General features: G+C 72.0%; 14 protein-coding genes. 10 read left to right on the top strand and 4 right to left on the bottom strand.

What is annotated here, in order from left to right:
* Nucleotides 1–75: 75 nt before the first annotated feature.
* Genes OHT57_RS15660 through OHT57_RS15670 form a run of 3 tightly spaced genes read left to right on the top strand, consistent with a single transcriptional unit; the run spans nucleotide 76 to nucleotide 3,291 of the window.
* Nucleotides 76–666, top strand: a complete 591-nt coding sequence (locus tag OHT57_RS15660) for a toxin-antitoxin system, toxin component family protein (protein ID WP_328747022.1) — start codon at nucleotides 76–78, stop codon at nucleotides 664–666.
* Nucleotides 663–1,895 carry an MAB_1171c family putative transporter gene (locus OHT57_RS15665; protein WP_328747023.1) on the top strand — a complete coding sequence of 411 codons (1,233 nt, stop codon included), beginning with the start codon at nucleotides 663–665 and terminating at the stop codon, nucleotides 1,893–1,895. The genes OHT57_RS15660 and OHT57_RS15665 overlap by 4 nt, the downstream gene beginning before the upstream one ends.
* Nucleotides 1,888–3,291 (top strand): NAD(P)/FAD-dependent oxidoreductase, encoded by a 1,404-nt coding sequence (locus tag OHT57_RS15670; protein WP_328747024.1) that lies wholly within the window; start codon nucleotides 1,888–1,890, stop codon nucleotides 3,289–3,291. Before OHT57_RS15665 ends, OHT57_RS15670 begins: the two co-directional genes overlap by 8 nt.
* Here the strand turns inward: OHT57_RS15670 and OHT57_RS15675 are convergent, their stop codons facing one another.
* A complete protein-coding gene (locus tag OHT57_RS15675; RefSeq protein WP_328747025.1) occupies nucleotides 3,292–4,134 on the bottom strand; it encodes an SMP-30/gluconolactonase/LRE family protein in 843 nt (280 codons plus the stop codon).
* Nucleotides 4,131–4,904 carry an IclR family transcriptional regulator gene (locus tag OHT57_RS15680; protein WP_328747026.1) on the bottom strand — a complete coding sequence of 258 codons (774 nt, stop codon included), beginning with the start codon at nucleotides 4,902–4,904 and terminating at the stop codon, nucleotides 4,131–4,133. Before OHT57_RS15680 ends, OHT57_RS15675 begins: the two co-directional genes overlap by 4 nt.
* Nucleotides 4,905–5,166: 262 nt before the next feature.
* Here OHT57_RS15680 and OHT57_RS15685 point away from each other — a divergent pair, with 262 nt between their 5' ends.
* Nucleotides 5,167–7,218 carry a TerD family protein gene (locus tag OHT57_RS15685; RefSeq protein WP_328747027.1) on the top strand — a complete coding sequence of 684 codons (2,052 nt, stop codon included), beginning with the start codon at nucleotides 5,167–5,169 and terminating at the stop codon, nucleotides 7,216–7,218.
* 21 nt (nucleotides 7,219–7,239) lie between these two features.
* Here the strand turns inward: OHT57_RS15685 and OHT57_RS15690 are convergent, their stop codons facing one another.
* Together OHT57_RS15690 and OHT57_RS15695 are read right to left on the bottom strand one after the other, a co-directional pair.
* Nucleotides 7,240–8,463, bottom strand: a complete 1,224-nt coding sequence (locus tag OHT57_RS15690) for a PucR family transcriptional regulator (RefSeq protein WP_328747028.1) — start codon at nucleotides 8,461–8,463, stop codon at nucleotides 7,240–7,242.
* A 3-nt stretch (nucleotides 8,464–8,466) separates the two neighbouring features.
* Nucleotides 8,467–8,619: a hypothetical protein gene (locus OHT57_RS15695; protein ID WP_020136392.1), complete on the bottom strand. Its 153-nt coding sequence runs from the start codon at nucleotides 8,617–8,619 to the stop codon at nucleotides 8,467–8,469.
* 216 nt (nucleotides 8,620–8,835) lie between these two features.
* On the opposite strand from OHT57_RS15695, the gene OHT57_RS15700 reads away from it, so the two are divergent.
* The 6 genes from OHT57_RS15700 to OHT57_RS15725 all read left to right on the top strand — a co-directional run bounded on the left by OHT57_RS15700 (nucleotide 8,836) and on the right by OHT57_RS15725 (nucleotide 18,255).
* The gene (locus tag OHT57_RS15700) at nucleotides 8,836–9,825 is read left to right on the top strand and encodes a DUF3068 domain-containing protein (protein WP_328747029.1); all 990 of its coding nucleotides are present in this window, start codon (nucleotides 8,836–8,838) and stop codon (nucleotides 9,823–9,825) included.
* A gap of 193 nt (nucleotides 9,826–10,018) precedes the next feature.
* Nucleotides 10,019–11,203 carry a glycosyltransferase family 4 protein gene (locus OHT57_RS15705; RefSeq protein WP_328747030.1) on the top strand — a complete coding sequence of 395 codons (1,185 nt, stop codon included), beginning with the start codon at nucleotides 10,019–10,021 and terminating at the stop codon, nucleotides 11,201–11,203.
* Nucleotides 11,200–11,940, top strand: a complete 741-nt coding sequence (locus tag OHT57_RS15710) for a class I SAM-dependent methyltransferase (RefSeq protein WP_328747031.1) — start codon at nucleotides 11,200–11,202, stop codon at nucleotides 11,938–11,940. The genes OHT57_RS15705 and OHT57_RS15710 overlap by 4 nt, the downstream gene beginning before the upstream one ends.
* Complete coding sequence (locus OHT57_RS15715) at nucleotides 11,937–16,133, top strand: DUF3367 domain-containing protein (protein WP_328753211.1); 4,197 nt, start codon at nucleotides 11,937–11,939, stop codon at nucleotides 16,131–16,133. The genes OHT57_RS15710 and OHT57_RS15715 overlap by 4 nt, the downstream gene beginning before the upstream one ends.
* Entirely contained in the window at nucleotides 16,130–17,521 is a 1,392-nt protein-coding gene (locus OHT57_RS15720; RefSeq protein WP_328747032.1) for a condensation protein, read from the top strand. Before OHT57_RS15715 ends, OHT57_RS15720 begins: the two co-directional genes overlap by 4 nt.
* Nucleotides 17,518–18,255 carry a class I SAM-dependent methyltransferase gene (locus tag OHT57_RS15725; protein ID WP_328747034.1) on the top strand — a complete coding sequence of 246 codons (738 nt, stop codon included), beginning with the start codon at nucleotides 17,518–17,520 and terminating at the stop codon, nucleotides 18,253–18,255. Before OHT57_RS15720 ends, OHT57_RS15725 begins: the two co-directional genes overlap by 4 nt.
* Nucleotides 18,256–18,278 lie beyond the last annotated feature (23 nt).

Consider the following 18,278-nt stretch of genomic DNA (forward strand, 5'->3'; position numbering starts at 1 on the left):
GCATGACGGGGACAGTTCAGGGCGCGTACTCTCGAACGGCCCGTCCTACGGCGGCGGGAGAGCTCAGGGGGTGGGATGGACATCGCGGGCGCGCGCAGAAGTGCGGCCCGGATCGCCTCGGCGCTACGGCGCACCCGTGCGACCTCGGCCATGCGCGATCTGGTCACCCACCTCACCACCGCGATCCGTGCGAGACCCCGTCCCCCGGCCGGCGTGCCGGAGCTGTGCCGGGCCCTGTGCCAGGAGATGAGCGCCCGCCGCGGAGGGCGGCCCGTCGAGCTGCGCTTCGAGCGGATCCCCGACGAGATCGCGGTCACCGGACTGTGGGTGGAGTTCCAGGACTTCGACCTCGTCATCGTGGAGGAACGAGCCGAAGAGATGCAGCAACTGGTCATATTGGGCCATGAGTTGTGGCATCTGCACGCCAGGCACGCCCACCATCACACGGCCGCGGCCCACGCGCTCGCCGGCCGGCCCGGCTGGGACTCCGTCGCCCTGACCGTGGCCGCCCGCAACGGCTCCCGCGAGGCGGACGAGGCCGAGGCCGACGACTTCGGTCACCGGCTGGCGGCGGCGTTCCGGCTGTCGGTACCCTCGCCGGGCTCCGCGGTGCGGCCCGACACCGTCCAGAGATCCCTCGGCTACCGCGGAGGCCGAGCCCGGTGACCCACCCAGCCCTGGCGCAGCACACGGCCGCCTCCATCACCGGCCTGTACGTCTCCTTCTGGCTCCCCGGCCTGGTCCTCACCGCCGCCCTGGTGATCAAACTGCCCAGCATCCTCAAGCTGTGGCGGGACCCGCTGCTGCGCGCCGTGGCCGGCCTGCTGCTGTTCGCCTGCGCGGTGTTCGTCTTCGCGGCCCCCAGCACCATCGCCTGGACGAACCGCGTCACCGGCGTCCCCAACATCGCCGCACCCTGGGTGTACTCGCTGCTCACCGCGCTCTGCGCGTCCTGGCTGCTGCTGGTCGTGCACTGGCGCAACGGCCGCACCGAGCGCAACGCCCGGACCCGGCGGGCGACCCGCTGGGTGATCTGCGCGTACGCGGGTGTGGTCGTCCTGCTGTGGGTGCTGTTCGCGCTCGCCGACGTGCCCGTGGAGCAGATCCGGAACCTGGACACGTACTACGCCAACACGCCGTACATGCGGGAGATGATCCTTCTCTACCTGCTCGGGCACATGGTGGCCAGCCTGGTCACCTCGCGCCTGGTGTGGAACTGGATCCGCACCGACGGTCTCGACGCCTGGCTGCGCTGGGGGCTGCGGTTCCTCGGGGCGGGCTTCGCGACGAACCTGCTGTTCAGCCTCGCCAAGCTCACGGCGGTCGGAGCCCGCTGGACCGGGCACGACCTGGACTGGCTGAACACCAACATCGCGCCGTCGGCCGCCTGCATCGCCGCCACGCTCGTCGCGGTCGGCTTCATCGTCCCGCACTCCGGCCAGTACCTTCACGAGCGCTGGCTGGTGCGCCGCCGCCACCGCACGCTCAGGCCCCTGGCCCGGCTGGTGCGGACCGTCGCGGGCAGCCGCGAACCGCTCGCCCTGCGCGCCACCCCCGAGATGCGGCTGATCCGCCGCGAGACGTTCATCCGCGACGCCCTCCTCCAGCTGGCGCGCTTCCTCGACGAGGGGCTGCGCGTCCGCGCCCACCGGGCAGCCCTCGATCTCGGCCTCGACCGTGGCCGGGCCCAGGCCCTCGCCGCCGCCGTGACGATCCTGGACGCCGTCGAGACCAGGCGCAGCGACCCGGACGCTCCCGGCACGGGCGACACCGACACCCTCTACCTGTTGCAGGAGATCCAGGCCGTGTCCGAGGCCCTGCACCGAACCGACGAGATCAAGGCGGTCCGCGCCGCAGCGGCCGTCCCGGCAGAGAGCATGTCCACGCATGAGTGAACGCCCCTCCCCCGCCTCGGTAGCCGTAGTCCTCGGGGGATCCCATACGGGCATGCTCGCGGCGGCCGCGCTGGCCGGCCTCGCCGACCGGGTCGTCGTGGTCGAGCGGGACGACCTGCCCGAGGAGCCCGCGCCCCGCAGAGGCCTGCCGCAGGCCCGGCACGCCCACATGCTGTGGTCGGGCGGCGTACGGGCCATGGAGGAGCTGCTGCCCGGCCTCACCGGGATGTTCGTGGACGCGGGGGCGCGCAGGGCGCCCGTCACCACCGACATGGTCGTCCTTTCCGCGTTCGGCTGGTTCAGGCGCTGGCCCGAGTCCCACCATGTGATCCTGGCCGGCCGTGACCTGCTGGACGCGACGGTCCGGACGCGGGTCCTCGCGGACGGGCGGGTCGAGGTGCTCGGCGGCACCGAGGTGCTGGGGCTGACCGGCGGCGCGGAGGCCGTCACCGGGGTCCGGGTGCGGGAGCGCGACGGCGGCGAACGGACCCTGGAGGCGGACCTGGTCGTGGACGCGACCGGGCGGAGTTCCGGAGCGCCGCGCTGGCTGGCCGAGCTCGGGCTGCCCGCACCGGAGCGTCGGGAGGTCGACTCCGGCCTGGCGTACGCGAGCCGCCTCTACCTCGCCCCCGAGGCCGCCCGCGGCGGCTTCCCCGTCATCAGCGTCCAGCCCGACACACAGGCGCAGGGGCCGGGGCGGGCGGGTTTCCTGCTGCCGATCGAGGACGGCCGGTGGATCGTCACCCTCAACGGCACCCGTGGCGGCGAGCCGTCTCCCGCCGACGACGACTTCGTACGGTTCGCCCGTGAGGAGCTGAGGCATCCGCTGATCGGCGACCTGATCGCCCGGGCGGAGCCGCTGTCCGGCGTCTCCTTCACCCGCACGACCGTCAACCGGCGGTACTTCTACGAGCGGATGGCCCGCTGGCCGGAGAACTTCACGGTGCTCGGTGACGCGATGGCCGCGTACAACCCGGTCTACGGGCACGGACTGGCGGTGGGTGCGCAGAGCGCGCTGGCCCTGCGGGACCTGACGCGGCGCCACGGGCTCGGCGCGGCCGGACTGTCCCGGCGGGTCCAGAAGGCGGTGGCCAGGCCGGTCGGAGCGGCGTGGGACCTGGCCACCGGGCAGGACGTGTTCTATCCCGGGGCGACGGAGAGCGGACCCACGGTGCGGGACCGGCTCGTGTCCGCGTACGTGTCCCGGCTCATGTCCACGGCCACCGGGAACGGGCGTGTCGCCCGCCGCGTGACGGACGTGACGTCACTGGAGCGGCGGGCGGAGGTACTGCTGACGCCGGCGGTCCTGCTCGCGGCGGCGGTCGGTCCTTTGAAGCCCTCGCTGACCGAACCGCCTCTGACCGCCGAGGAGTTGAAGAAGGCGGGGCTGCAGTAGTCAGCCCGCGAAGAGCGGCTGCGCCAGCCCCTTGCCCGCCCCCGGTACCACCAGCAGGGAGCCCGCCACGGGGTGCGGGGCGGCCAGGCCCACCCGTGCCGTCGTGATGTACAGGTCGGTGAGGTCCGGGCCGCCGAACGCGCACGCGGTGACGCGCGGGGCCGGGAGGGTGATCACCCGGTCGAGTTCTCCCGCGGGCGTGTACCGCCGTACCGCTCCCCCGTCCCACAACGCGACCCAGACGCACCCGTCGGCGTCGACCGTGAGGCCGTCGGGAAAACCGGCGCCGTCCTCGATCCCGGCGAAGGCCCGGCGGTTGCCGATACGGCCGCCGTCGTGGTCGAAGACGTCGACGCGACGGGTGGGCGAGTCGACGTAGTACATGAGCCGGCCGTCCGGGCTCCAGCCAGTGCCGTTGCTGACGGCCACGTCGTCGAGGACGACGTCCACCGAGCCGTCGCCGCCGATCCGGGACAGGGAGCCGCCGCCCGGTGCCTCGTCGTAGCGCATGGTGCCGGCCCACAGCGAACCGTCGGGGGCGACGGCGGCATCGTTGGCGCGGCGGCCGGGGACCGGCTCGTGGTGGAGCCAGCGGAAGGTGCCGTCCGGGTCCAGCAGGGCCACGCCGTCCCGCAGGTTGAGGACGAGGCCGCCGGCCGCGCGCGGCTTGACGGCGCCGATGTGCTGGTCGAGGGTACGGACCGTGCGACGGCCGGAGACGGGGTCGTAGGTGTGCAGGCGGGCTCCGAGGATGTCGATCCACAGGAGCCTGTCGCCGACGGGGTCCCAGGTGGGGCCCTCACCGAGGGTGGCCTCGGCCCGTACCGCGATCTCGTAGGTCATCCCACACCCCGGTGACCGAGGCGCTCGGAGAGTTCGGCGGCGCCCTTGGCGGCGAGCTGCTCCAGTTCGACGCGGCGCTCCTCGCTCCAGCGGATCATCGGGACGGAGATGGAGAGCGCGGCGACGACCTGCCCGGTGCGGTCGCGGACCGGGGCGGCCACGCAGGAGACGTCCGGGTTGGACTCCCGGTTCTCGACGGCGATCCCGCGCTGCCGGATCTCGTCGAGGGCCTCGCGCAGGGCGGCCGGGTCGGTGATGCTGTTGGGGGTCATGCCGACGAGCGGCACGTCGCCCTGGATGCGGGAGGCGAGCTGCGGCGCGGGGAGGGAGGCGAGGAGCATCTTGCCGACGGAGGTGCAGTGGGCGGGCAGCCGGCGCCCGGCGGCCGACACCATCCGCACCGCGTGGGTCGAGTCGACCTTGGCGATGTAGATGACGTCAGTGCCCTCCAGGATCGCCACGTGCACGGTCTCGTCGCAGGTCTCGGCGACGGACCGGGCGACCTGCTGGCCCTCGGCGGCGAGGTCGAGCTGCTCGGCGTACCGGCTGCCGAGCTGGTACGGCCGCACTCCGAGCCGGTAGCGTCCCGGCTGGCCGGGCACCTGGACGATGTACGACCGGGCGGCCAGTGTGGTCACCAGTTCGTGCACGGTGGTGCGTGGCAGCTGGAGCCTGCGCACGATGTCGGGGGCGGAGAGCGTCCCGTCCCCTTCGAGGAAGAGCTCGAGAATGTCGAGAGCCCGGGTGACGGCAGGTACGAGGCGTCCCACGACCAGCACCCTCCCTTTGCGTCTAAGGCGTCTGCGTTCGAGATTTCAACAGACGATCGGCATGACGAACACAGGCTAGCGACATGCGGTTTCCCCGGGCAATGGGGAGACAGGTCAAGGCAGGTCACGAACGCCCCATCGCCCCGTTCCCACGGGGAGGACACGGGCACGAGCTGCCGGGACTACTGTGTGCGTGTGCGGCACATCACACTGCGTGGTGTGTCCTGGGGGATGTGGTTCCAGGGGGGATCTCGTGCACGAAATGACCAAGGGGTCGAACACTGCCCTGTCGGCCCTGAGTGAGAACACCGGTTCGGTGATCGTGAGCCTGGGCTGGAGCAGCCCGGCCGGTGACGGCGACGCGGACGTCTCCGTCTTATTGCTGGGCCCGGACGGCAAGGTACGCGGCGACACGGACTTCTACTTCTACAACAACCCGGTGGCGGCCGACGGAAGCGTGCAGCTGCTGGACAAGACACCCACGGAGGACGGGAACGAGGACCGGATCGGCTTCGACCTGACCGCGGTTCCGCCCGAGGTGACACGCCTCGTCGTGGCCGCCAGCCGCTACGGCGGCGCCCACTTCGGCGAACTGGACGACCTGCGGGTGACCCTGTCCGACGCGGTCGGCGACAGCCTCCTCCAGTTCAGCATCGGCGACGCCGGAACGGTGAGCGCGATCATCTTCGGTGAGCTCTACCGCCGGGACGACAACTGGAAGTTCCGGGCCGTCGGCCAGGGCTACGACTCAGGTCTGGCGGGGCTGGCGACGGACTTCGGCGTCGACATCGACGACGACGCGGAGGCCGCCGAAGAGGACGTGGACGGCACGGCCCTCGCTGCGGCGCCGGAACCGGCCGGGAACGGCGAGCCGGCCGACCCGCCCCCGGGCTCGACTCCCGAGCCGCATGACTCCGGCTCGCTGGCTGCCGTCCCGGCTCCCCGCCGGTCCACCGACGAAGCCGCACCAAGAGTGGCCGCCCGGCCCCGCACGGCCAAGAAGAAGGCAAGCCCGCCCGGCACGCCACCGAAGTCCCTGGCGGAGAACGACTCCTGGAGACCCGCGAGGCTCTTCCCTGTCTCCGCGCTCAAGAACGACCGGGACCGGGAGATGCGCGCGACCTCGGTGCTGTTGTCGGTGATGACCCAGGTACCGCGGTTCGGCAGGCGCCTCACCGCCGCGTTCGGGGCACCATCCGGTCGTATGGAGACGTTCACCGAGGTCTCCCTGCCGCACGGCGACACACCCCGGCGGCCCGACGGAGTGATCCGCATCGAGCGGGCCGGCAAGCTGTGGACGGCCCTCGTCGAGACCAAGACCAACGGCAACGCCCTCAAGGCCGACCAGGTGCAGGCCTATATGGACATCGCCGCCCGGCGCGGCTACGAGGCCGTGATCACACTGTCGAACGACGTGGCGCTGGAGGGCAGCCCACTGGTCGACGTCAAGATCGACCGGCGGCGCAAGCACCAGGTGGCGCTCTGGCATCTGTCGTGGGCCGAAGTGGCGCATCAGGCGCAGATGTTGATCCGGCACGAGGGCGTCGGCAATGCCGCGCGCACCTGGCTGCTCCAGGAGCTGCTGCACTATCTCCAGCACGAGAACTCCGGGTGTCACGGTTTCCAGAACATGGGCGCGGCCTGGGTGCCGGTACGCAACGGCATCAGCGACGAGACCCTGTGCCAGGGTGACCCCCGGGCCCTCGAAGTCATCGAGAGCTGGGAGCGCCTCGTGCGCCAGGTGTGCCTCAGGCTGGGCGGCGAACTCGGGCAGAAGGTGCTGCCGGCCCAGCGCGCCAGACGCGGCACCGACCCCGGGACCCGCCGGGTGCAGCTCGCCGACCGGTTGTGCAGCGAAGGCAGGCTCCAGGCGGAGCTGCGCGTCGAGCAGGCACCCGGCCTGCTCACGATCGGCGCCGATCTGCGCACCGGCAGACTGCGCACCTCCATCGAGATTCCGGCACCCGAGCAGGGTTACCCCCTCACCTGGGCCAAGCGCCTGATCCGGCGCCTCGCCGAAGCCCCGGCGGACCTGCATGTCGAAACCCTGGTAGAAGGCGCGCCGGGCGGCCCCCGGGGCACCTTGGAGCGGCTGCGCCCCGAACCGGCGGACATGCTGCCGAAAGGCGCCGCGAGGATCACCGGGTTCCGGCTGTCCCTGCTCAAGAACATGGGGAGCAGTCGTGGCAACGCCGAGGCCGGCTTCATCCGCAGCGTCGACGATGCCGTGCAGCGCTTCTACACGACGGTGATGGTCCACCTGGACGGGCCCGTGGCCCGGCGGACGGGGGTGCAGGACCGGGCCGGCGTCTGACCTCCCGCGACGGTTCGCCCCTCATGTCAGTTCTCCGCGTAGGCGTCGTGCCCGTAACACCAGTTCCAGTTCGAAGCGGCGGTCCGGGTCGTCGATCTCGTCGCCCCACAGTTCGCGGATCTGGCGGAGGCGATAGCGGACCGTCTGTGGGTGCACTCCCAGCCGGGCCGCCACTTCCGGTGCGCCGCCCCGGGTCTCCAGCCAGGCGAGCAGGGTCTGGGCGAGGCGGCGGCCGTGGGTGGGGCCGCAGTGTCTGAGGGGGGCCAGGCAGCGCAGGGCCAGGTCGTCCATCAGCTCCTCGGGCTGCAGCAGGACCAGGGCCTCCGTGTGTTCCGTGCAGTAGAGGACCTCACCGGCGGGAAGCAGGGCGCGTTCCATCAGGCGTACGGCCGCCTCGGCCCAGCGCAGGGACTTCGCCGCGTCGGCGAGGGGGACCGGGGGGCCGATCGCGCCGGCCCAGCCGGTCAGGGCCCGGTGCAGGAGTTCGTGGCGGCCCGCCGCGTCCGGCTCCGGTACGACCATGCGGGGCTGTTCGTAGTCCATGTCCAGGAGGACTCCCTGGCCCACCGCGGGGGCCACCGCCTCCCGGGCCGGGCGGATCAGGACACCCACCGCCACCTTCTCGGGCAGGGGCCAGCCGATGCGGGCCGCGCGTTCCGTGAGGGCGTCCGCGGGGTCGCCCCGGTGGCGTTCGGCCAGCAGTAACTCCATCAGGCGGCGCTGCAGGCGCAGGCGTTCGCCCGCCTGGCGTGCGGCGGCCTCGGCGTAGCCGCGGACCGACTGGTCGACGAGGCCGTCCAGGTACTCGTAGCCCGCGTCGACGAGTTCGTACATCGCCGGCGGCGGGATCTCCACGCGCTGTCCGATGTCGGCGAACCGGCGCCAGGCAAGGCGTACGCCCATCCGGTAGATCGCCTGGAGGGAGTCCAGGCTGCGGCCGTTCAGTCCCTCGCCCCTGCCGAACTCCTGGAAGACGCCCGGTGGGACGGTGGGGCGGCCCTCCGCCGTCTCCAAGTGCTGGACGAAGACCTCGATCGCACGCCGGATGCCGACCAGGGCCATCGGTTCCCCCGACTCGTCGAGGACGACCGGCAGATGGGGGTACTCGCGGCGGATCTCGCGGAGGATCTCCTCCGCGAGCGCCGGTGCCTCGGCAAGCGCGATCGCCGCGAAACGGCGGACCTGGAGGCGGGGCACGTCGTGCCAGGCCGAGCGGGCGTTCACGGCTGCCGGGCGGGCGGCCATGTGTCAACTCCCCTGGTCCGGCTGCTCGTAGGTGATCAGTGGCGTGTTGGGCTGCTCGGGCGTCGCCTCCAGAAGCGCGACGATGCCGAGCGCGGCACCGAGGGCGAGCAGTGCGGCGGCGACGACGGTCAGTGCGGCGGCGAGCAGTCTGGACATCGCAGGGGCAGCCTCTCTCGAGCGGCTCGGTCCGGCGTACATCCCCACCCGGAGCCCGACCCGGAATCCCATCCGGTACCCACGCTGCCTGTCGAGCCAGTGTCGGCAAGACACCGATGCCCCGTCAAGACATTGACACTCCGTCAAGAGACGCCTACGGTTCCCGGCCCTAAGAGCGACCCGAACTCCGTCAACCCACGCCCCAGGAGTGTCCGGATGCGCCGTACAGCCTCTCCAATCTCCCTGATTCTGCTGGGACTCGGCACGTTTCTGCTGGTACTGGCGCCACTGCTTGCGTGGTACGTGACTCCGCGGGCGGCCCTGAACCCGATCAACATCGACCAGACCGCCGTGTACCGCGGCACGGGCAGCGTCTTCGACACCGAGCAGGTGAAGACCGTCCCCGACCAGCGCATCACCGTCACCCAGCGGGTGCGCGGCAACGTCGAGGACAGTGAGAACAGCGACGGGGCCGCGGTGTGGGACGTGACCACCACCGTCGACACCGACAAGTCGCTGCCGGCCGCCGATCCGCACGACGCGCTGGAGTTCGTCCCGCACCGGTGGGTCATGGACCGTAAGACGACCAAGCCGGTGCACTGCTGCGGGGAGAAGCCGTACTTCGAGGGCGAGGCCTATCTGAAGTTCCCCTTCGACGTGCAGCGACGCTCCTACCAGTGGTGGGACAACTCCCTCGGTTCCACAGTGACGTTGCGATACCAGGGTACGAAGAAGGTTCAGGGGTACACGGGTTACCGGTTCACCGGCACGGTCGCCCCGGCGAAGGTCGGGACGCGGCTGGTGCCGGGCACGATCGTGGACGAGCCGGGCCGGCCGCAGGTGCTGGCCGAGGAGTGGTACTCCAACCACGGCATCGAGCTGGTCGTCGACCAGCGCACCGGCCGGGTCGTCTACGCGCAGGTGGGTCCGAAGCGCACCCTGCGGGCTCCCGGCGCGAAGAAGGACGCCGTGGTCCTGCTGGACAGCCGGAAGATCGAGTTCACCACCGCAACCCAGAAGGAGGCGGTGCGGCTGGCGAAGCGGGACAGTGACCAACTGCGCGCGGTGGGCGAGACGTTGCCGGTCGGGGCGGCTGTGGCCGGATTCGTACTGGCTGCCGTGGGGGGCGTTTTGGTGGTACGGGGGCGCAGGCGTCCCGAGTCCACCGAAATGAGCGATACGCCCGAGCCCGTTCTCACGATGTGACTGGACGTCAGCTCTAATAACGCCGGAAATTGTCACGCAGGTGAGTAGCCACGGCGAACGGGTGGGCGAAAACTGTGCCACCCCACCCGAGCACAACCCACCCACACCATCCTCCTAGGAAGCACTCAGTCCCCCCACAACCAGCCTGAAAGCCACCGCTGAGTTCCGCACCCTGAGACGAGTTGGAGCACCCATGCCCCAGCACGTGCCCCATCTGCTGCACACGTCGCCACCCCAGGCGTCGCAGCGGCAACCCTCACCGCACAGCGCACAGCATCCCTCGGCGCTTCCCCCACCTCCGCGCCGAATCGTTTTTCTCGCCCACCGTGACCTCGGCAACCCGGCCGCCGGCGGCTCGGAGCTGCTCGTCGACCGTCTCGCCGACGGACTGACCCGGCTCGGCCACCAGGTGACCCTGCTGTGCGGCGGCCCGGCCTCCTACCGGGACTACCGCGTCGTGTCGGCGGGCGGCGAGTTCGGCCACTACCTGCGCGCCCGTACGGCCTTCGCCCGCCAGGTCGGCGAGACCGACCTGCTGGTGGAGGTGTGCAACGGCATGCCGTACCTCGCGCCCCTGTGGCATCGCGGCCCCACCCTGTGCCTGGTCAACCATGTGCACACCGACCTGTGGTCGATGCGGTTCGGCGGGCCCCTGGCCCCGGCCGCCCGGATCGGCCGAAGACTCGAACACTGGGCGCTGGCCGGTGCGGCGGTCCGGGACCGGGGCCTGCTGGTCGCCGTCTCCCCGTCGACCGCCCATGCGCTGCGGGCGATCGGTGTCGAACGGGACCGTATCCGCGTCGTGCACAACGGGGTCGAGGAGCCGGGCCCCCTCACCGAGCGCTCGCCCGAGCCGCTGTTCGTGGCCGTGGGCAGACTCGTCGAGTACAAACGGATCGATCTGCTGCTGAGACTGTGGGAGCGGGTGCGACCCGTGACCGGCGGCCGGCTGGTGATCGTCGGGGACGGACCCGAACGGCAGCGCCTGCAGCAACTCGCGGGCCCCGGCGTGGAGTTCACCGGGCATGTGTCGGAGGCGGAGAAGCACCGGCTGCTCTGTGCGGCCTGGCTGCTGCTGCATCCGTCCGCCGTGGAGGGCTGGGGGCTGGTCGTCACCGAGGCCGCGACCCGCCGGACGCCGACCATCGCCTTCGACGTGCCCGGACTGCGGGACTCCGTCGTGGACGGGGAGACCGGCGTGCTCGCGCAGGGCGAGTCCTCGTTCGCCGCCGCCTGGTGCACGCTCGCCCTGTCGGGGAACCGCCGTGCGGCGATGGGCAAGGCCGCCCGCGACCAGGCTGCCCGGTTCCGGTGGCATCGGACCGTCAGACAGTTCCGGGCCGTGGCCGCCGAGGCGGTGAGGGGCTGGGGACCGTGACGCGACCTCGGGCGAAGGACCCCTCCCTGCGGCGTTCCCTCACGCTCTTCCGGGCCTTTCTCCATGAGCAGGACGATCCCGAGTCCTGCTACGCGCTCCTGGCCCGGGACGCCGTCGACCAGGTCGAGGCCTACGACGGGCCCGTCGCCGGTCGTACCGTCGTCGACGTCGGCGGCGGGAGCGGGTACTTCACCGAGGAGTTCCGCAGACGCGGCGCCCTGGCCCATCTCTTCGAGCCCGACGCGAGGGAACTGGGAGAGAAACCACCCGACTCCACCGTGATCGCCGACGGCTATCTGCTCCCCCTGCGGGACGCGGCCGCGGACGTCACCTTCTCCTCCAACGTCCTTGAGCACGTGGCCGATCCGCAGACCTTCCTCAGCGAACTCATCCGCGTCACCCGACCCGGCGGGCTGATCTACGTGTCGTTCACCAACTGGCTGTCCCCGTGGGGCGGTCACGAGTGGGCGCCCTGGCACTACCTGGGTGCCGAACGGGCCCGGTCCCGCTATCGGCGCCGTACCGGAAAGGCCGCCAAGCACACCCTCGGCGAGAACCTGTTCGCCGTGCACATCGGCCCGACCCTGCGGCAGGTGCGCGCCCGCGACGACGTCACGGTCGTCTCGGCGCGCTCCCGCTACTGGCCCTTCCTCGCGGAGACCGTCGTCCGGGCTCCCGGCATCCGTGAGGTGGCCACCTGGAACCTCCTCCTCATCCTCCGGCGGTGTCCACCATGACGACGTCCACGGTCCAGGCCCCTCCTCCGGCGGCCGTTCCCACCACCGCGACCAGGTCGGGCCCGCCGGAGGGCCCGCGGTCGCGGCGCTGGCTGCTGGGGTTCTGGGCCGTGGTCCTCGTGCTGTTCCTCGCGGTGCATCCGGGGCGGCAGACCTTCGACACCAAGCTGGGTGTGAGCGTCGATCCGGGCCGGTTCCTCGCCGATCTCGGACAGCTGTGGCACGACCAGGGGTCCTTCGGCGGGATCCAGGACCAGTACGTCGGCTATCTGTGGCCGATGCTGCCGTTCTACTGGCTGGGCCACGCCGTGCAGCTGCCGGTGTGGCTGGTGGAACGGCTGTGGCTGTCACTGGTCGTGTCGGTGGCCTTCTGGGGCGCGCTCCGACTGGCCGAGCGGCTGCGCGTGGGCAACGGCACGTCCCGGCTGATCGCCGCCGCCGCGTACGCGCTGTGGCCGACCTTCACCATCGTCGTCGGCTCGACGTCCGCGGCCGCGCTGCCCGGCGCCTTCCTGCCCTGGGTGCTGCTGCCGCTGACGAACGAGCGCCACAGCGCCCGGATCGCCGCCCTGCGCTCGGCACTGGTCATCCCGTTCATGGGCGGGGTGAACGGGGCCTCCACCCTGGCCTGTCTGCTCCCCGTCGGGCTGTACCTCCTCTCCCGGCCGCCCGGCCCACGGCAGCGCAAACTGATCGCCTGGTGGGTGCCGGGCGTGATCCTGGCGACCGCCTGGTGGGTCATCCCGCTGCTGCTGCTCGGGTTCTACGGCGAGAACTTCCTGCCCTACGTCGAGAACGCGCGGACCACCACCGAGACCATGTCGGCGACGGAGGCCCTGCGCGGCGGCGGGAACTGGGTCGCCTATCTGCACCTGGGACAGGCGTGGCTGCCGGCCGGCTGGACCGTGGCGTCCTCCGTGATCGTCATCGTGTGTTCGGCGTTCGCCGCCGGCCTCGGTCTCGCGGGCCTGGCGCGCCGGGACATGCCGGAGCGGCGATGGCTGGTGCTGACCGCGCTGACGGCCGTCCTGGTGCTGCTCGCGGGGTACGGCGGCGCGTTCGGCGCCCCCTTCCACGGGCTCGTGCAGGACTGGCTGAACGGCTCCCTCGCCCCCTTCCGCAACATCTACAAGTTCCAGCCGGGGCTGGCGCTCGCACTGGTGCTGGGCCTCGCCCACCTGGTGGGGGTGGCCGCCGAGCCGCGCGGGGCACGTGAGTTCAGAGGCCGCCGGTACGCCCCGCTGGTCGCGGCCGTCCTGGTCCTGCCCGGGCTGATGTGGCCCTACCTCAACGGCTCGATCCTGAACCCGGGTTCCTTCCAGGAGCTGCCCAAGTACTGGCACACCACGGCCGACTGGCTGGACAGGTACTCCCCGGACTCACGTGCCCTCGTCGTCCCGGCGACCGCGCACGGCATCTACACCTGGGGCTCCCCCATCGACCAGCCCCTCGACGTGCTCGCCGAGTCCCGCTGGGCGCAACGCGACTACGTCCCCTTCGGCACCCCGGGCAACCGGCGCACGACGGACGCGGTCGAGCAGGCGCTGATGACGGGCGGCGACATCCCGGGGCTGGCCGACTACCTGAGCCGGGCCGGCGTCTACTACGTCGTCGTCCGCAACGACCTCGACCCCGACCAGATCGGCGCCGTGTCGTCCTCGGTCGTCAAGCGGTCCCTGGAGCAGTCCGGCTACGAGCGGGTGACGGGCCTCGGGCCCCTCATGACGGGCGGTGTGATCGCGCACGACACCCCGCTCCAGATCGAGGGGCTGTATCCGAGGCAGCGCGCGGTGGAGATCTACCGGCCGGTGGAGTCCTCGGGGGTACCACGGCCCGGACAGGCCGGGCTGCTGCCGGTCGCCGACACCGCCCAGGTGTCCGGCGGACCCGAGTCCCTGCTTCCGCTGGCCACCGAACTGCGGGGCCGGGCAACGGTGTTGACGGGCGACAACCATCCGGGGCTCGGCACCCCGTCGCTCCAGATCGTCGGCGACGGACTGCGGCGCGCGGACACCCGGTTCGGGCTCGTCAACGCGAACACGTCGTACACGTACACGAGCGACGAGCGCAACGCGCCCGGGGCCGCCCAGGACGCCGGGGAGAAACCGCACCAGATCCTGCCGGAGAAGGGCCTCGACCACCAGACGGTGGCCGAACTGCGCGGCGCCGACTCGGTGAGCGCGTCGTCGTACGGCAACTGGCTGTTCCATCTCCCGCAGTTCGACCCGGTCAACGCCTTCGACGGCAACCCGGACACCGCGTGGACGGAGGGCGTGGCGGGCTCGCCGGACGGGCAGTGGCTGCGGATCGGGTTCTCGGATCCCGCCTACGACATGCCCTCGTCGTTCAAGGTGACGCCGTTGCCGCAGGAGAGCGTGCGGTCGGCCCCGACGAAGGTGCGGGTGGAGACGGAGAAGGGGTCGGCGACCAGCTTCCTGCGGGCCGACGGCTCCGCACAGCGCATCAAAGCCCCTGCGGGGGCGACGGGTTGGATGAAGCTGACGATCGTCGACTCGGTGGCGCGGCGGACCGGTCTCGCCGGTGCCGGGTTCTCCGAGATCACCCTGCCGCAGGTGCAGGTGACCCGGCTGCTGCGGCTGCCGACCGACGCGGACACCTCGGACTCGGCCGCCGAGATCGTCTCCCTGCACCGGGTGCCCGACCCGGCCGGGATCTCCCCGACCGGCACCGAGGCGGGCCTGCACCGCCGCTTCGCGACGGCGACCGCGGGAACGTACGCGGTGCAGGCGAGCGCGGTGCCGGTGAGCGGGGAGGAACTCGACAAACTGCTGTACGAGGTCGCCCCGGACCAGCGCAACCGCATCACGGCGACGGCCGACTCCACGGCGGCCCTCGGTGCGGGTCTGTCCGCCCGCAACCTCACCGACGGCGACCTCACGACGGCCTGGATCGCCGGCGACCGCCCCACCATCCACCTCAGCTGGGACGGCAAACAGCCCATCTCGGAGTTGGTGCTGGCACCCGCCGGCGGGCTGTCCACCCGGCCCACCGAGGTGGACATCAGCTCGCCCGACGGCTCGACGGTCGCCGGGGTCGACGAGAACGGGGTGGTGCGCTTCCCCGCGATCACCACCGACCGCCTCGACATCACGATCACCGAGACGGCCCCGCTGGTCCTGCACAACCCGGTCGCCGACGAGGATCTGCAACTGCCGGTGGGGCTCACGGAGGCGTACCTCCCGGCTCTCGACCAGTACCGGACCCCGCAGCCGAAGGCCACCCGGACGTTCTCGTTGCCGTGCGGCCGGGGACCGGTGGTGGCGGTCGACGGGAAGCTGTTCCAGACCGGCGTGTCGGGCCTGATCCGGGACCTGACGGAACGGCGGCCGGTGAAGGTGACGCTCTGTCAGGGACCCAGGTCCGGGGCCGAGTTGTCCCTGGCCTCCGGGGAGCACGTGGTCGAGGGCGGGGACGCCGGGCCGCTCACCCTGACCGCCGTCACGCTGACCCGCGGCACGATCGCCGAACCCACCTCGCTCACCCGTGAGTTGCAGATCAAGGACTGGCTGGGCGACAGGCGCGAGGTGAGCGTGGGCTCGGGGGCGGCCTCGTACCTCACGACGTACGAGAACTACAACGACGGCTGGAAGGCCACGCTGAACGGCAAGTCCCTGTCGCCGGTACGCCTCGACGGCTGGCAGCAGGGCTGGCGGGTCCCCGCCGGGGCGGGCGGCACGCTGAAGCTGTCGTACGAGCCCGCGACGACGTACGACGGGGCGCTGATCGGCAGCGGGGTCGCGTTGGCCGTGCTGGTGGGGCTCGTGCTGTGGCGCAGGCGGTCCCCGAACCCCGACGAGCCGCAGCGGATGCCTCCGGCGCCCGGGCTGTGGCTCGGGACGGTGGCGCTCACGCTGGTGGGCGTGGTGATCGCGGGCTGGTTCGCCCTGCTGGTCCCGGCGTTGGCGCTGCTCGCGTACCGACGGCACGCACTGCTGGTGCCGATCGCCTTCGTCGCCCTCGCGGGGGCGGGGATCGCCGCTGCGACAGGGGCGGGCGAGCCGGTGGGCGCGGGGCACGGGGCGTTCGGGCATGTGGCCCAACTGCTGGCGCTGATCGGTCTGTTCGCGGGACTGGTGAGTGTGCGGGAGTCCGCGGAGGCCGCCGGTCCCGAGGCGCCGACGCAGCAACTGCCGCCGGTCGAGGTGAGCAAGGGGAGGGCGGAACCGACATGACCCCACCGAGGCGCATCCCGTTCCCCGTGGTGGACGAGATCTCCCGGCACTGCCTTCAGGAGGAGGAACCGGAGACGGTCCACATCGAGGTGCACCTGCCGGGCCGGCTGGACCAGGCGCGGCTCCGGAAGGCGTTCGTGGAGGCCCTGCACCGGCATCCGCGGATCCTGATGCGGGAGGTGGCGGGGGGCTGGTACCGGCGACGGTACGAGTGGGAGCTGACGGCGGAGCCGGATGTGGAGGTGGTGAGTTTCCCGGCCCCGGGCCGCAACGCCCTGCGGGACGCGCGGACACGCGCCCTGGAGGAGGCTCCACCCCTGTCGCTGTCGCCGCCGATACGGCTGGAGGTGGTGGAAGGGGCCGGACCGGTGGAGGGCAGCGAAGCGTCGGACGCAGTCGGCCTGCACCCACCTTTTCAGGGGCGCGGGGCGGTATCGACAAGCGGCTCCGCCGCGGGGCGCGAGCAGCCCCCACTCAGCCGCACCCAAAACACAACCGTCCTCTTCCTCACCATCAACCACACCGCCCTCGACGGCCCCGCCTGTCTCCGCATCCTCGCCACAGCCGCCGAGATCTACGGCGGCCGGGACAACTCCCCCACCCCGGCCCCCACCCGCGCCCCCGACCCCCCGGCACCCCCTGAGGACACCCCCTCCAACTGGGCCCGCCCCGCCCGCGTGGCACAGGGCAGTCCCGAACCGTCCCCCGGCAACGGTCTCCTCGTCACCGAACTCCCCCTCCCCCACCGCCCCAAGGGCTCCCCCTACACGGTCAACGACCAGCTCATGGTCACCACGGCCCTGACCCTCACCCACTGGAACAGGGAACACGGCGCGGCTCCCCGCCCCCTGCGCATCACCATGCCCGTGGACGACCGCCCCAGGGACGCGACAATGCCGATAGGAAACGGCACCCGGCTGGTCGAAGTCCCCTTCTCACCCGATGAGTTGGCACACGCCCCCGCCGGCATGCCCGCGCTTCTGCGCCGCACGGCGCAACGCACCCGAGCCCTCAAGTCCCTCCCCCGCCCGCAACTCGGGCACGGCGCGCACCTGCTCACCGCCCCGGTCACCCCGGTGGCCTGGCGGGCGGCGCTCACCAGGGGCCTGCGAAGCGCGGCGGCACCCTGGACCTCGACCACCCTGCTCAGCAACATCGGCCGCGTCCCGTACCCGCTGGACTTCGGCGAGGAGGCCGGTCGCGCGCACGCCGTGTGGTTCTCGGCGCCCGCCCGGATGCCCCGCGGCCTCACCGTCACGACCGCCTCGACCGCGGGCCGGCTGCATCTCGCCCTGCGCTGGTCACGGTCCCTGCTCGGCCACGGTGACGGCGCCCACCTCAGGGACCTGTTCGAGCACTGTCTGCACGCCACGGAGGTGGCCCCGTGAACACCACCGCACCCCCGCGCCGCAGCGGCCTGCGCGACTTCTACGAGGATCCTGCCGTCCCCGTCGCCTCCGGCACCCCCCGCTCCCTGCGCCAGGCCCGCATGCTGGCCGCGGCCCTCGGAACCCCCGGCAGGAACCGGCGCACCGTCCTCGACATCGGCTGCGGCGACGGCACCGCGGCCGCCACCGCGGCCCCCCTGCTCACCGGCCACCGGATCGTCGGCGTCGACTGGTCCCAGGACGCCCTCAAACGTGCCCGCACCCGGCTGCCGTACGCCGTCCGGGGCGAACTCACCGGCTCCGGGCTGCCGTTCGCGTCCTCGTCCGTCGACGCCGTGCTGTTCAGCGAGGTCGTCGAGCATCTCGTCGACCCGGACGCCGCGCTGGACGAGATCCGCCGCATCCTGCGCCCCGGAGGCCATCTCATGCTGTCCACCCCGAACTTGGCGGCCTGGTACAACCGCGGACTCCTGCTGGCCGGTGTCCAGCCGGTGTTCTCGGAGGTCAGCCTGCGGGCGATCCACGGCAGGCCGGGACGGGAGGTCGTGGGGCATCTGCGGCTCTACACGGCACGCGCGCTGCGGGAGTTCGTGGCCGCGGCCGGCTTCGACGTCGTACGGCTGGAAGGGGCGCCCTTCCACGGTGTGCCGCGGGTGCTGCGGGGCCTGGACCGGCTGGCGTGTGCCAGACCGTCGCTCGCGTCGATCCTGCTGCTGCACGCACGGAAGACCTAGGGGGCCCGGGCCATGTGGTGGGG

Origin of the sequence: Streptomyces sp. NBC_00285, assembly GCF_036174265.1 — a bacterium.
Classification (GTDB): Bacteria; Actinomycetota; Actinomycetes; order Streptomycetales; family Streptomycetaceae; genus Streptomyces.

Bases quoted from the DNA above. Each gene is read 5' to 3' on its own strand.
- OHT57_RS15705 (WP_328747030.1), top strand. From the start codon at position 10,019: ATGCCCCAGCACGTGCCCCATCTGCTGCACACGTCGCCACCCCAGGCG.
- OHT57_RS15690 (WP_328747028.1), bottom strand. From the start codon at position 8,463: ATGGCCGCCCGCCCGGCAGCCGTGAACGCCCGCTCGGCCTGGCACGAC.
- OHT57_RS15715 (WP_328753211.1), top strand. From the start codon at position 11,937: ATGACGACGTCCACGGTCCAGGCCCCTCCTCCGGCGGCCGTTCCCACC.
- OHT57_RS15720 (WP_328747032.1), top strand. From the start codon at position 16,130: ATGACCCCACCGAGGCGCATCCCGTTCCCCGTGGTGGACGAGATCTCC.
- OHT57_RS15695 (WP_020136392.1), bottom strand. From the start codon at position 8,619: ATGTCCAGACTGCTCGCCGCCGCACTGACCGTCGTCGCCGCCGCACTG.
- OHT57_RS15675 (WP_328747025.1), bottom strand. From the start codon at position 4,134: ATGACCTACGAGATCGCGGTACGGGCCGAGGCCACCCTCGGTGAGGGC.
- OHT57_RS15685 (WP_328747027.1), top strand. From the start codon at position 5,167: ATGACCAAGGGGTCGAACACTGCCCTGTCGGCCCTGAGTGAGAACACC.
- OHT57_RS15700 (WP_328747029.1), top strand. From the start codon at position 8,836: ATGCGCCGTACAGCCTCTCCAATCTCCCTGATTCTGCTGGGACTCGGC.
- OHT57_RS15670 (WP_328747024.1), top strand. From the start codon at position 1,888: ATGAGTGAACGCCCCTCCCCCGCCTCGGTAGCCGTAGTCCTCGGGGGA.
- OHT57_RS15660 (WP_328747022.1), top strand. From the start codon at position 76: ATGGACATCGCGGGCGCGCGCAGAAGTGCGGCCCGGATCGCCTCGGCG.